Here is an 11,733-nt window from a genome sequence, read left to right as displayed (position 1 = left end):
CCCGGGAGACCGCCATGCAATCCGCCGTTCCGTCCCTCGACCCGGTCGATCCGATGCAGGCGCTGGGGCCGTGGTTCCACAACCTGCACCTGCCCGATGGCCGGCAGACCCTGCCGACGCATCCGTACGGCGATTTCCCGGCCTGCAAGTGGCGGCAGATCGCGCCGCATGTCCCGGCCGATCTTCGCGGTTGGCGGGTGCTGGACATCGGCTGCAACGCCGGCTTCTACAGCTTCGAGCTGGCCAGGCGCGGCGCCGAGGTGGTGGCGATCGACATGAATCCGCACTACCTGCGGCAGGCGCAATGGGCAGCGGCGCAGTTCGGGCTGGAGCGCCACGTGCGTTTCCGGCAGATGCAGCTGTATGCGCTGGCGCGCGAAGCCGAGCAGTACGACCTGGTGTGGATGATGGGCGTGCTGTACCACCTGCGGCATCCGCTGCTGGCCCTGGACATCGTGCGTCGCCTGTGTCGCCGCATGCTGGTGTTGCAGACCATGACCATGCCCGGCGAGGAGGTCTATCCGGCGCCGCGCGACATCGGCATGCTAGAGCGCGGGCGCATGTGCGAGCCCGGCTGGCCGAAGATGGCCTTCATCGAGCATCGCCTGGCCGACGATCCCACCAACTGGTGGGCACCGAACCATGCCGGCGTGGAAGCCATGCTGCGCAGCGCGGGGTTCGCGGTGGACGCGCGCATCGCCGAGGAAACCTACCTATGCCGGCCGCAGCAGCGGCCGCCCGGCCAGGTCGCACCGATCGAAGAGGAACTGCGCGCGGCCTGCGGCCTGGACTGATCCGCCCGGCCGCGCACTGACCGCCGTGGCTGCAGATCGCCCGGCAGGGCGCGCCGCGACGGCGCGCCCTGCCGCGCTCAGTTGACGTCACGGTCGCCGCGCGACATCAGGTTGTAGATGGTACGCACGCTGATGCCCAGGCTGCGCGCCGCCGCGGACTTGTCGCCGCCGGTGATGCGCAGGGTGCGCACCAGCATCTCCTGTTCGATCTGCTTCAGCGGCGTGCCCACGCGGAACGTCACCGCGTCGCCGGTGTTGCCGCAGTGGCAAGGCACGTCTTGCGCCATGGGCACCTCGCCGTGCAGCAGCGGCTCGATGGTCACCACCTCGCCGTCGGTACGGTAATAGCCGCGCGTCACTGCGCTGGAGAGTTCGCGCACGTTGCCCGGCCAACGGTGCCGTCCCAGCACGGTCCGCGAGAACGTGTCGAACTGCTTGCTGGTCCCATAGCGACGATTGAGCGTGTCCAGCAGCGTGTCGGCGATCAGGTGCACGTCGTCGCCGCGCTCGCGCAGCGGCGGCAACTCGATGACGTACTGCGACAGCCGGTAATACAGGTCGCGGCGCAAGGTGCTGGCCTCGCCCAGCAGGTCGCGGTGGGTGGCGGCGACGATGCGCACGTCGAGGCGGACTTCCGCGTCGCTGCCGACGCGGGTGATCGCGCCGGTTTCCAGGCAACGCAGCAGGTACACCTGCAGTTCCGGCGCCATCTCGCCGATCTCGTCCAGGAACAGCGTGCCGCCCTGCGCCTGTTCGAAATAGCCGGCGTGGCGCTGGTTGGCGCCGGTGAAGCTGCCGCGCTCGTGGCCGAACAGCTGGCTGGCGAGCAGTTCCGGCGGAATCGCGCCGCAGTTCACCGCGACCAGGCGCCCGCTGCGGCCGCTGGCCTCGTGGATGGCCTTGGCCAGCAGTTCCTTGCCGGTGCCGGTTTCGCCGGCGACCAACACCGAGATGTCCAACGGCGCGACGCGGGCGATGTCGCGCTGCACGCGCGCGATCGCCGCGCATTCGCCGACCAGGCCGAAGCGTGCCATCCCGCGCCGCGGCGGCAGGCGGCACAGGATCTGATCGAGCAGACCGTCGAACTGCGTCCACGGCAGCGGCCGCTGCAGCAGCTCCACGCTGTCGCCGGCCAGCCCGCGCCATTTCGGCATCTGCGCCTCGGTGGCCAGCAGCACCACGCGCGCGTCCGAGCGGCCGGCCAGGCCGTTGATCAGGTCCATCGCCGCGCCGCGCTCGGCGTCGCCGTCGAGCAGCAGCAGGTCGGCGCGTTGTTGCTGCAGCCAGTGCCGCGCGTGTTCGAGCGAGGGCAGGCGGGTCAGCGCCAGGCCGCGGCGCTGAGAGAAGGTGGACACATGGTCCGACAACGAACTGTTGCCATCCACGATCGCAAGCAGGGGTTTGGTCATGCGGGTTGTACTCCGCGAATCAGGTCATTCCATCGTCCTCCGCATGTGTGAGCGCAAGGCGAAAACGTCCTGATTCGAGCCCTCATCATGCTGAAGCGGATTCGGGTCGCTTCAGCAATGTGTGCAACGCGCGCGTCCATGGAGCAGCTCTGCAGCACCGCCTGTGCGCGACGCCGCATCCTGCCTGCGGCATCCGGCACATTCCCGACCGCGCGCGGCTGCGCTCAATGCATGCGCTCGGGTGGCAACGGACCGCGCAGCAGGGCATCGACGCTGACGAAGCGCCGCTGCTGCGCGACATCCAGTCGCCGCAATGCGTCCTGCCCATCCAGGTACAGCCATTCGATGACGTCGTCGGCGCCGATCAGGACCGGCACTTCGTCCGGCAGTGCGGGCACTGCAGGTGCCTCGGTGAGCAGTGAGAAGCAGGAGAGATGAAAGCCCTCCTGGGTCTGCATGCTGCTGCGCAACCCGGCGGCGAACAGCGGACCCGGGTCTTCGCAGATCCAGGGGCCGCCACGCGCGGCGTCGGCGCTGCGGAAGCCGGCGATCGGCACCAGGCAGCGCTGCGTTTCCCACACCGCGGTCTGCGCGCCCTGCCAGGCGCGTTCGCGACGTTCGCTGGTGATCAGCGGATCCTGCGGCGCATCGCGGCGCCCGAACAGGGCGCGCTCGTTGCGCACTTCGCCGCCCCACAGCACCAGGATCTGCGCTTGCTGGCCGGCAGCGATCTCGCTGGTACGTCCGGCGGTGACGGGATCCTGCACCGGCCAGGCGGGCAGGCGGGATTGCAGAAAGCTGAGGATCATCGCGGTGCGGCCGAAAGCGGATGCCTTGGGAACGCAGGACGCGTGCCAGCATCTTCTTCTTCCCTCCCAGTGCGTCGTTGCGCCCTGCGCCGCGCAGCCAGCGGCGCGCGCCAGCGAAAGTTTTTCAGTCGCGCAGCTTTTGCGCGCCTACCGCAGCAGCGTGACCAGCAGGCAGGCGCCGGCGGCGAAGGTCACCGTCACGGTGATCCAGCCGAGCGCGTTGGTGAGGCGGCTGTTGACGCGGCCGCGCATCAGCGTGCGGTCGTTGCTCATCCGCATCATCAGCAACAGCAACGGCGGGACCGTCATGCCTTGCACGATGCCCGACAGCACCAGCGCCTTCATCGGGTTGACGCCGAGGAAGTTCAGCCCCACCGCGATCGCCGTGACCAGCGCGATGGTGGCGTAGAACAGCTTCGCCTCGCGCGGCTGTGCGTGCAGGCTGCCCTTGTGGCCGATGCCCTGCACCAGGTCGTAGGCAGCGCCGGTGGTCATCACCGGGACCGCCAGGAAGCCCACCCCGACCACGCCCAGCGCGAACAGCCACTTGGCCGCGGGCCCGGCCAACGGCTCCAGCGCGGCCGCGGCCTGTGCCGCCGTGGCGATCTCGGTCTGGCCGGAGCGGTGCAGGGTGGCGGCGGTGGAGAGCAGGATGAAGTACAGGATGATGTTGGAGAACAGCATGCCCACCAGGACGTCGCGACGGGTGCGGCGCAGTTCGCCGGCGCTGGCGCCCTGGCGCGCGGCCACGCTGCGCCGTCCGGCGGCGATCTGTTCTTCCACTTCCTGGTTGGACTGCCAGGTGAAGATATAGGCCGACAACGAGGTGCCGATGCAGGCGACGATCATCGACAGATACTCCCGGCTGAACTCGGCGTACGGCACGAAGGTGCCGCGCAACACCTGGCGCAGGTCGGGGCGCGCCAGCAGCGCAGCGGCCACGTAGGCGAACAGCGCCAGCGCCAGCCAGCGGAAGATCCGTTTCAGCAGGCGGTAGGACCCGAAGAATTGCAGCAGGAAGATCGCCAGCGCCGCTGCGACCACGATCGCCGGCACCGGCAGCGGGATCAGCAGGTTCAGCGCCGCGCCGATGCCGCCGAGATTGGCCGCCGCTTCGATCACGTTGCCGGCGAAGGCGAACCCGACGGCCGGGTACAGCACCCAGCGCGGATAGCGGTCGCGGATGATCGCGAACAGCCCCTTGCCGGTCACCCGCCCCAGCTTCGCCGACAGGTAGACCACCAGGTACATCATCGGCAACAGCACCGGCGCGATCCACAGGAACGCGAAGCCGTAGCGCGCGCCGGCGCTGGCGTAGGTGCCGATGGCGGACGGATCGTCGTCGGCGGCGCCGGTGACCACGCCGGACCCCAGCAGACGGAACAGCACGCGCCGCCGGGTAGGCGCGGGCTCGGCATGCGCGGCGGGTGGGGTCATCGCGATCGGCAGGTCGGGCGGAACATCGACCCTATGCAGGCCGGTCTAAATGCGGCGTCGGCGGTACTGCGTACGCGAAGTGAAGGCGGGCAGGTGCAGCGCGATCGCGGCGCCTGCGTGGGGCAGGCGATCGCACCGCAAGCCACCAACGCAAACGGGCCGCAGCAAGCGGCCCGTGGCGTCGAAACAAGATGGAGGCCTGGGTCGGAATTGAACCGGCGTACGCGGATTTGCAGTCCGCTGCATAACCACTCTGCCACCAGGCCGGTGGACTGACGTCTTGCCGCAACGCCCTGGGCGCCCGACAAAAACAAAGCCCCGCTGCCGGGGCCCTGGCGCGGGAATCGGACGCTGCCTTGCGGCTCTCGTCCAACGCGTTGATTCAAAAGATGTTTTTGAATCAGCCCGGCGCGCAACGGACTGCATTGTGTACCAAGCACCACGGCTTGGCAACCCTGCACTGCGCGGGGCGCAGGCATTGCCGAGCCGCTGGATGCAGGGCCTTGCATGCGCACGTCGCGCCGCGCCGCGACTGGAATGCCGACCACAGCGCCATGCCGGTGGCAGTAGACAAGCGCCGCCTCGCGCCGATTCGCGCACGATCGCCGTGCTGCCGCGCTCTAGCATGACGCCACACCCAACCGAGACATCGCCATGAACCGATGGACACGCTGGAGCGGCACCGTGCTTTGCCTGGCCGCGAGCGCCACCGCCGCCGCGCAGACCTGCGCGCTGCAGACGCAGACGGTGGACCTGCCGTTGGCCTCCAAGGCCACGCCCAAGTTCGCTTACCAGGTGCGGGTGCAGCTCGGCAGCGATGCCGACGGCCGCAGCAAGGGGAGTCAGGTGCTGGAGGTGGATACCGGTTCCACCGGCGTTGTGGTGCCGCTGAGCGACGCGTTGCGCAGTGCCTGGGACGCGTCCAGCACGCCCGGCCACATCTTTTACTCGAGCGACAGCAAATATCACCCCGGCAAGTACGTGGACGTGCCGATGCAACTCGGTGTCTCGCCCGACGGCAAACGCGCCGCCGCGCGGGTGGACCGCATCACCGTGCTGGCCGCGCAGTGCACCTGCGATGTCGCCAGCGTGGCCAGGCAACCCAAGCCGCTGGCACAGGTGCCCGCCACCTGCGCCGGTTACGATGGCAGCCCTGCGCTGAGCAGCAGCACGCAGGTGCTGCGCAACTGCAGCACCATCTCGCCGACCTTCGGCATGATGGGCGTGGGCTACGACCGCGGCGTCGATGCCGCGCGCAATCCGTTCCTCAACCTGGCGCAGATGCGCGCGCAGCGCATGAGCCCCGGCTACATCGTCAGTGCCAAGGGCATCACCCTGGGCGTCAGCCAGGCGGCGCTGAAAGGATTCGCACTGGTATCGCTGCAGCGCGGCGCCGCCACCGCCGATGCGCCGGGCGACTGGCAGGCGCCCAGTGCCTGCGCCAGCTTTCCCGGCAGCGGCAGCGACTACCGCGTCTGCGGCAAGCTGCTGCCCGATACCGGCGTGTCCTACATGATGCTCAACCCGGTGGTGCCGCCGGCCACGCCCGCGAGCCTGCAACAGACCGTGGAGATGTCAGGCCATCCGACGCGCGTGGTGCCGGATGCCACCCAGCTGCGGCTCGACGTCGTCGACGCGAAGGGGCAATCGGTGTTCGGTTACAGCTTTGCGGTCGGCGATGGCAAGGCGGCGACCCCGGACAGCGCGCAGTGGCGCGGTCCGCTGAAGACGCCACCTGCGCACATCAACAGCGGCCGTCACCTGCTCGCCGCGGGCGACTACGCCTACGACGCGGCCTGCGGGCATGCGGGTTTCAGGGCGACGCAACCGGGCGATTGAGGGGCTGCGTCGCGCCCGCAGTCGCCGGTTGCCGGTGGCAGACCTGTCTGCCTGGCATGCAATGCCGCCAGCGGCACCCGAGGCGCAGCCTGCGCATCGACCTGCAGCAGACGCGGGCGCGATGGCACAGGCTGCCATCGCGCCCGCGCTGCCTCACCAGCGATACGTGGCCGTGGCCATGACGCGTCGCTGCTCGCCGTAGTAACAGTTGTCGTAGGCGTCGCAGTTGCTGAGGTAGGTCTTGTCGGCGAGATTGTGCACGTTCAAGGCCAGGCTCCAGCGGTCGCGGTCGTAGCCGAGCAGCGCGTCGAACAGGGTGAACGCCGGCACTTCGGCGCGTGCGGCGTCCAGGTCGCCACGGTTGGCGCCGGTATAGCGCGCGCCCAGGCCGAGCCGGATGCCGCTGTCGAAGCGGTAGTCGGCCCACAGTGCCGCGGCGTGGCGCGACACCGCCGACAGCGGCTTGCCCAGCTCGCGCGGGTTGCTGCTGGCGGTCACTTCCACGGTCGGTGTGCAGCTAACGTGGGTGACATCAGGCGACTCCTTCGCTGCGGCGGCGGACCGATGCGCATGCAAAACGATGTGGGCGGGATCGGTTGCCAGCGGATGCCTTCGAACGGGTTCCAGCTGGTGCTGCCCTTCACCTCGTCCAGGTAGTAGGCGTAGTTGGCGGTCATGCCGACCGGCATTTGCGGGTGATGAGGCGGGGGGGGACGCAGAGAATGGCGCCAGCGCGCGCGATGACGTCGGCTGCGCGTCGTGTCGTCGCGTTGACCTTTGGCGATGTCGGAGGCACCGTATGCGCGGCCTGGCGATGTGGCCTGCAGCAGTGGTCGGCTGTGCCGCCGGGCGTGCGAGGCGAAGGCCGAGGTCTTTGCCGGTCTCGATCCTGCAGTCGACAGGGAGCGTGTGATGGTGTCGAAGGGAATGTCTGCCACGGCGCGCTGCGCGCTGCCGCTGCTCATCGCCGTGTCCGCTGCGCCCGCCGCGGCCAGGGAGATGCTGCAGTGCCCCGAACGCCTGCGCATCGCCGAGGCACAGCTGCAGAGTCCCGACGTGCCAGCCGATGTCCGCGTCGATCTCGCCGCCGCGCCGCCGATGCGGCTGTTCTCCAGCAATGTCTATTCCGGGCCGCCGCGCGAGATGGCTGCGCTGGTGCCGAGCAACGAGGACGCGCGCCGCCCCGGCGATGCGGGCGTGTCGGTCTGGCGCTTCGATGCGCCCGATCCGCATGGCCTCTATCTGGTGTGCGGATACGGGCCTGACGGCAGGGTGCAGGTCTCGCGGCGTGTCGGCGACGTCGCGCGCTGCGAAGCGAAGCCGCTGCGTCCGAGCAGTGCCGATCCGGTTGCCGGCACCTTGTTCGTCTGCGAGTGAGGCCGCGCGATGGCAGCTGCGCGCAAGGCCGTGGCGATCGCCGCGCAGGTGCTGTCCTGGAGCGGTTATGCGTTGGGCATGCTGCTGTACGCCGTGTCCGGTCGCCCGTACGCATGGGTGGACGGTGCCGATCCGCAGTTGTCCTCCGCCAATTTCCAGGACAGCGGCAACGGGCGGCTGGTCGGCCTGTGCGTGCTGGCGGTGCTGGTGCTGTTGCAGGGCGTGCACGCGCTGCTGAGCCGCCGCCGCAGCGTGCGCCTGTGCTGCCTGGTTGCGCTGGCGATCGCCTGCCTGGCTTGGTACTGCAGGAACTGAGCGCAGTCTCAAGGCCGCGTGTCTGCGCGACTGACGCAGGCACGTGAACGCCACGCGGCGCATGCCGCGAGCGGTGACGTCCTTGTCGCGCGTGCTGCGGTGCTGCATCGGGAGAACGGTCGTCCAGGACGGCAGAGCGGCCGGCGCCGCGTGCGTCGACGCGATTCCAGCGGTAAACAGGAAAGTCCTGTTGAAGAGACGAGCGGGGGCGGCGATCCCTACCTTCGGGATTGGGGAGTCGGGATTGGGAATTGGTCGGAGCGGCGCAGTGCAGGCCTGACGATTTCGCCGGTGGTGGCAAGCAGTGCGCTCGTGCGCGGAGCGCGGCCGACCCGCGCCGCAGGCTCAGTCCTGCGGCGTTTGCGCTGCGACTGTCCGCGCCTTGCGCTGCATGCGCCGGCGCACCAGCCAGCCTGCCGCGGCCAGCAGCGCCAGGCCGGCCGCGCCCAGGGCGAGCCGTTGCGTGTGCACGAACTGGCGTACGGCCTGGCCGCGCTCGATCCACAGGCGCCGCCGCGCGCCCTCGAAATCCGGCGTCTCGCAGGCGCCCACGCCGAACACATAGGCCTTGCCAGGCACCGGATTGAGTGCGCCGTGCGCGACATAGCGCTGGTAGGACCGACGCGCCTGCGCGGGGTCGAGGGTGATCAGCCAGTCGGTCGCCTGGCACAGCGCGGCGGCGTAGGCCTGGCTGCGTGCGGGCAGGTCGTCGGCGGCGCGATCGGCCAGGGCGGCGGCGATCCAGCGGTAGTGGTAGCGGCGGTAAGGCTGCGCGGCGGTGGCGTTCCAGCGCTGTGCTTCGGCCGCGGCGATCAGGCCGCCGGGGCGCAGCTGCGCATGCGCCGTGGCTTCGGCATAGTTGCCGGCGTAGACCCGGTTGTCCGGCCCAAGTTCGTAGCCCAGCAGTTCCATGCCCTGGCGGCGCGCGATCAGGGCAGCCCGGTAATTGCCCTCGGCGCGGCCGATGCCGGTCCAGGCCGATGTGCCTTGCCGCCGCGCATCGCGATAACGGCGCGCCGCCTCGCGCAATTCGGGCTGGGCGAAGTAGGGCAGCGCATCGTCGTAGCGGCCGTCGCGCATCAGCCGGCGCGCCAGCAGTTCACGCAGTTTCAGGGCCGGCGTCCGTTCCCAATACTCCGGCGCCGCGTTCGCGGCGGCCGGCGGCGTGGCGGGCACGTGGCGATCCACGTAGTCCTGCAGTTCCGGCACGGTGAGGACGCGCTCGGCGACCGCGGCGGCGTCTTCCCAGTAGAGGTCGCCGCTGCGGTACAGCTGTGCGAACGCCTCCACGTAGCTGCCGCGTTGCAGTGCCAGGATCGCCGCTTCGCCCTCGATGCGGCACTGCGGTTTGAGCGTCTCGTTGCTCCAGTCGCCATTGCGGCGCGTGCCCCAGTCCTCGTTCGGCGGAAAGCGCCGGGATGCCTGCGCGTAGGCCTGTGCGGCACGCGCGGCGTCGCCGTCGCGCAGTGCCATCTTGGCGCGCAGCCACCACGCCAGGCCGCTGTCGCCGGCATGCGCGAGCAGGCGCGCGGTGCCGGGGTAATCGCCCTGGCGATAGGCCAGCGCGGCCAGGCGGTCGGCGTCTTCCATCGGATCGCCCGCGGCGTCCTGCAACAGGCTCAGGAAGCGCGTCGAGGTCAGCACGCTGCCGGAGTCGGCATCGAAGGCGTGGCTGTCGCTGAGCAGCCGGGCGATCAACAGCCGCCGCACCGCCTGCTGTCGCAGCAGCGGCGCCAGTTCGGCATCGCTGCGGCGGGCGAGATCGGCGGCCACCTGCTTGAGCGAACTCAGGCCAGTGTCCGAGCCCTGTGCCGCCTGCACCGCGTACAGGCCGATCGCGCCGTTCCAGTCGCCGCCGGCGAGCAGCAGACGCGCCTCCTCGCCGAGGCTGGCGATGCCCAGCTCCAGCGGATCGTCGAATCCGGCCAGGCGCAACGCGCGGGTCTGCTGGAAGGCCTGCCGCGCCTGCTGCCGGTACGACTGCCGCTGCGCCACGGCATCGCCGGCCAGCGCGCCGTCGGCGGCCAGCGCCAGGCTGCGTCCCAGCGAATAGGCGGCCCACGTGCTGCGCGCCCGGCGCTGTGCCTCGGGCAGGGCCAGCACCTGGCGAAAGTAGTCCGCGGCCGACGGATAGCGGCCCTGCGCGAACGCCACCGCGCCGGCGGTGTACAGGCGCAGTTCCGGCGGCAGGTCGGCGCCGTCGCGCTCGGCCTGCTGCGCGTCGTCCAGCGCGCGCAGTTGTTCGATCCGGGCGAACCGCGCGGTGCCCACTTGCCTGCGTTCGACGTCGTCGCGCTGCTGCGGGAACTGCGCGCTGGCGTCCCAGTAGCGCGGCAGGGTCGCCGTGCCGGCGCGGCCGAGGCCGTCGATCGGTGCGCCCAGGCGCTGCACTTCGCGAGCGAAGCTGCCTTCGGGCAATTTCGCGAGCGCGCCGGCACGATCGTCGAGCAGGCGGTACGGGAACTCCGGGCCGCAGGCGCGGGCGCCGCCCAGCGGCAGCAGGAGCAGCATCAGCGCGGCGGCAGGCGTGGCCGCGGGTCGGGGATCACGGCAGGACATCGATGGCACCTGTGTGCAGGCGGCGGCAGCGGACCCAGCCGAGCGCACGGCGTTCTCCGGCGGCCAGGGGTTGGGATGCGCGAGTGCGTTCGAAGCGGGGCGACGGTGCCGGCCATTGCAGCCGGTAATCGCCGAGTGCGTCGCCGGCTTCGCAGGCGCTGCCGCGCAGAACCACGCGCTGCGGCGGCGTGGCCGCGGTCGTGCCATCGTTCGCGAGCGTCAGGTCGTAGACCGGGCCGGTGCCGCTGGCCTGCACCTGCACGGCCGCCTGCAGCGGACGTCCGTGCACCACCGCCTGCAGCGTCGCCAGCGGCCAGGCGCGGCGGTCGCCCGGCAGCGGCAGGCGGAACCAGACGATGCCGGCCAGGTGCGGCGGGCGACGGGCGCGCAGCGCATCGACGAAGGCGGCGAGCTGCTGTGGCGACACCTGCAGTTCGCGGCGTGCGCCGCTCGCCGCCAGCGGCACCTCGCTTTCGATCAGCGGTGCGGCGTCGGCGTCGGTGCCGTCGATCAGGGCCACGCCGTAGGCGGGCAGGGCCAGCCAGAACGGCGTGGCGCTGCGCTGGGCGTAACGGTCGGTCCAGCGTCGCGCCTGCGCCGGATCGAACAGCCCGGCCGCGGGTGCGTTCACTGCATGCACCTGCAGCACCGAGCTGTCGACCGTGCGCAGCAGTGGGGCCAGTGCCGGACTGTCCAGCCAGGCGGGCAGGGCGGTGATGCTCAGCGCCAGGTCCGCCGGCAGCGCGCCGCGCAGTTGCCGCAGCAGCGCCGCATAGGCGGGCAGGCGCGCGGTGGCGCAGTCGTGGTCGATCTCCACGCCGCGCAGTGCCACGCCGGCGGTGCGCCAAGTGCGCACCACGTGCAGCACCTCGGCGTCGATGCGGGTCGCGTCCAGTTGCGGCAATTGCCCGTCCAGCCGCACCACCGCGATCACCGGGCGGCCATCGGCGGCGAGCTGCCGCAGATCCACCGCGGCGGGACCCCAGCCGGCGCGCGGATGCGCCTGCAGCGCGAGTACGCGCAACGTCGAGAAGTCCGCGCGGGTCTGTGCCAGCGCCACCGCGTGCGCGCCACTCCATTGCCGCTGCCAGACGTAGACCTGGTGTTGCAGCGGCGTCGGGGCCGATGCCGCACAGCCACCAAGCAGCAGACTCAGCCCGAGCAGCGCGCAGCGCAGCGACACGACGGCCGGGT

The 11,733-nt window shown here is 70.7% G+C and carries 11 protein-coding genes and 1 tRNA gene; 4 read left to right on the top strand and 8 right to left on the bottom strand.

Annotation, left to right across the window (positions count from 1 at the left end; genetic code table 11):
- The first annotated feature begins 14 nt into the window (after positions 1 to 14).
- A complete protein-coding gene (locus SLW56_RS17185; protein WP_017912651.1) occupies positions 15 to 794 on the top strand; it encodes a TIGR04290 family methyltransferase in 780 nt (259 codons plus the stop codon).
- Between the two features lie 77 nt (positions 795 to 871).
- Here SLW56_RS17185 and SLW56_RS17180 read toward each other — a convergent pair whose 3' ends face one another.
- From SLW56_RS17180 to SLW56_RS17165, 4 genes are all read right to left on the bottom strand, one after another.
- Positions 872 to 2,203, bottom strand: coding sequence for a sigma-54 dependent transcriptional regulator (locus tag SLW56_RS17180; RefSeq protein ID WP_295909424.1), 1,332 nt, complete (start codon positions 2,201 to 2,203; stop codon positions 872 to 874).
- Between the two features lie 224 nt (positions 2,204 to 2,427).
- Entirely contained in the window at positions 2,428 to 3,012 is a 585-nt protein-coding gene (locus SLW56_RS17175) for an SOS response-associated peptidase family protein (RefSeq protein WP_017917329.1), read from the bottom strand.
- A gap of 147 nt (positions 3,013 to 3,159) precedes the next feature.
- On the bottom strand, positions 3,160 to 4,449 hold the full coding sequence (locus tag SLW56_RS17170) for a divalent metal cation transporter (RefSeq protein WP_051064800.1): 1,290 nt from the start codon (positions 4,447 to 4,449) through the stop codon (positions 3,160 to 3,162).
- Positions 4,450 to 4,641: 192 nt separating this feature from the next.
- Positions 4,642 to 4,715 (bottom strand) — tRNA-Cys (locus SLW56_RS17165).
- Between the two features lie 388 nt (positions 4,716 to 5,103).
- On the opposite strand from SLW56_RS17165, the gene SLW56_RS17160 reads away from it, so the two are divergent.
- A complete protein-coding gene (locus tag SLW56_RS17160) occupies positions 5,104 to 6,288 on the top strand; it encodes a hypothetical protein (protein WP_320695222.1) in 1,185 nt (394 codons plus the stop codon).
- Between the two features lie 153 nt (positions 6,289 to 6,441).
- Here the strand turns inward: SLW56_RS17160 and SLW56_RS17155 are convergent, their stop codons facing one another.
- Positions 6,442 to 6,786: a TonB-dependent receptor gene (locus tag SLW56_RS17155; protein WP_267107409.1), complete on the bottom strand. Its 345-nt coding sequence runs from the start codon at positions 6,784 to 6,786 to the stop codon at positions 6,442 to 6,444.
- The gene (locus tag SLW56_RS17150) at positions 6,783 to 6,965 is read right to left on the bottom strand and encodes a hypothetical protein (RefSeq protein ID WP_192578921.1); all 183 of its coding nucleotides are present in this window, start codon (positions 6,963 to 6,965) and stop codon (positions 6,783 to 6,785) included. The genes SLW56_RS17155 and SLW56_RS17150 overlap by 4 nt, the downstream gene beginning before the upstream one ends.
- A gap of 235 nt (positions 6,966 to 7,200) precedes the next feature.
- Between SLW56_RS17150 and SLW56_RS17145 the strand changes: the two genes are divergently transcribed.
- Positions 7,201 to 7,665 carry an STY0301 family protein gene (locus SLW56_RS17145; protein ID WP_017917332.1) on the top strand — a complete coding sequence of 155 codons (465 nt, stop codon included), beginning with the start codon at positions 7,201 to 7,203 and terminating at the stop codon, positions 7,663 to 7,665.
- Positions 7,666 to 7,674: 9 nt separating this feature from the next.
- On the top strand, positions 7,675 to 7,980 hold the full coding sequence (locus tag SLW56_RS17140; RefSeq protein ID WP_017917333.1) for a hypothetical protein: 306 nt from the start codon (positions 7,675 to 7,677) through the stop codon (positions 7,978 to 7,980).
- 345 nt (positions 7,981 to 8,325) lie between these two features.
- Here SLW56_RS17140 and SLW56_RS17135 read toward each other — a convergent pair whose 3' ends face one another.
- Both SLW56_RS17135 and SLW56_RS17130 read right to left on the bottom strand, forming a co-directional pair.
- Positions 8,326 to 10,539 (bottom strand): hypothetical protein, encoded by a 2,214-nt coding sequence (locus SLW56_RS17135; protein WP_320695221.1) that lies wholly within the window; start codon positions 10,537 to 10,539, stop codon positions 8,326 to 8,328.
- Positions 10,526 to 11,722, bottom strand: a complete 1,197-nt coding sequence (locus SLW56_RS17130) for a DUF3142 domain-containing protein (protein WP_295911411.1) — start codon at positions 11,720 to 11,722, stop codon at positions 10,526 to 10,528. Before SLW56_RS17130 ends, SLW56_RS17135 begins: the two co-directional genes overlap by 14 nt.
- Positions 11,723 to 11,733: the final 11 nt, after the last annotated feature.

It is taken from the genome of Xanthomonas sp. LF07-6, assembly GCF_034105445.1.
Taxonomy (GTDB): Bacteria; Pseudomonadota; Gammaproteobacteria; order Xanthomonadales; family Xanthomonadaceae; genus Xanthomonas_A; species Xanthomonas_A sontii.
The sequence above is the reverse complement of the archived record's forward strand: the minus strand, read 5'-3'. Positions and strand labels throughout refer to the sequence as shown.

What these genes read in the sequence shown, in the direction of transcription:
- SLW56_RS17180 (WP_295909424.1), bottom strand. Translation starts at nt 2,203, where the DNA reads ATGACCAAACCCCTGCTTGCGATCGTGGATGGCAACAGTTCGTTGTCG.
- SLW56_RS17185 (WP_017912651.1), top strand. Translation starts at nt 15, where the DNA reads ATGCAATCCGCCGTTCCGTCCCTCGACCCGGTCGATCCGATGCAGGCG.
- SLW56_RS17170 (WP_051064800.1), bottom strand. Translation starts at nt 4,449, where the DNA reads ATGACCCCACCCGCCGCGCATGCCGAGCCCGCGCCTACCCGGCGGCGC.
- SLW56_RS17145 (WP_017917332.1), top strand. Translation starts at nt 7,201, where the DNA reads ATGGTGTCGAAGGGAATGTCTGCCACGGCGCGCTGCGCGCTGCCGCTG.
- SLW56_RS17135 (WP_320695221.1), bottom strand. Translation starts at nt 10,539, where the DNA reads ATGTCCTGCCGTGATCCCCGACCCGCGGCCACGCCTGCCGCCGCGCTG.
- SLW56_RS17160 (WP_320695222.1), top strand. Translation starts at nt 5,104, where the DNA reads ATGAACCGATGGACACGCTGGAGCGGCACCGTGCTTTGCCTGGCCGCG.
- SLW56_RS17150 (WP_192578921.1), bottom strand. Translation starts at nt 6,965, where the DNA reads ATGACCGCCAACTACGCCTACTACCTGGACGAGGTGAAGGGCAGCACC.
- SLW56_RS17140 (WP_017917333.1), top strand. Translation starts at nt 7,675, where the DNA reads ATGGCAGCTGCGCGCAAGGCCGTGGCGATCGCCGCGCAGGTGCTGTCC.
- SLW56_RS17175 (WP_017917329.1), bottom strand. Translation starts at nt 3,012, where the DNA reads ATGATCCTCAGCTTTCTGCAATCCCGCCTGCCCGCCTGGCCGGTGCAG.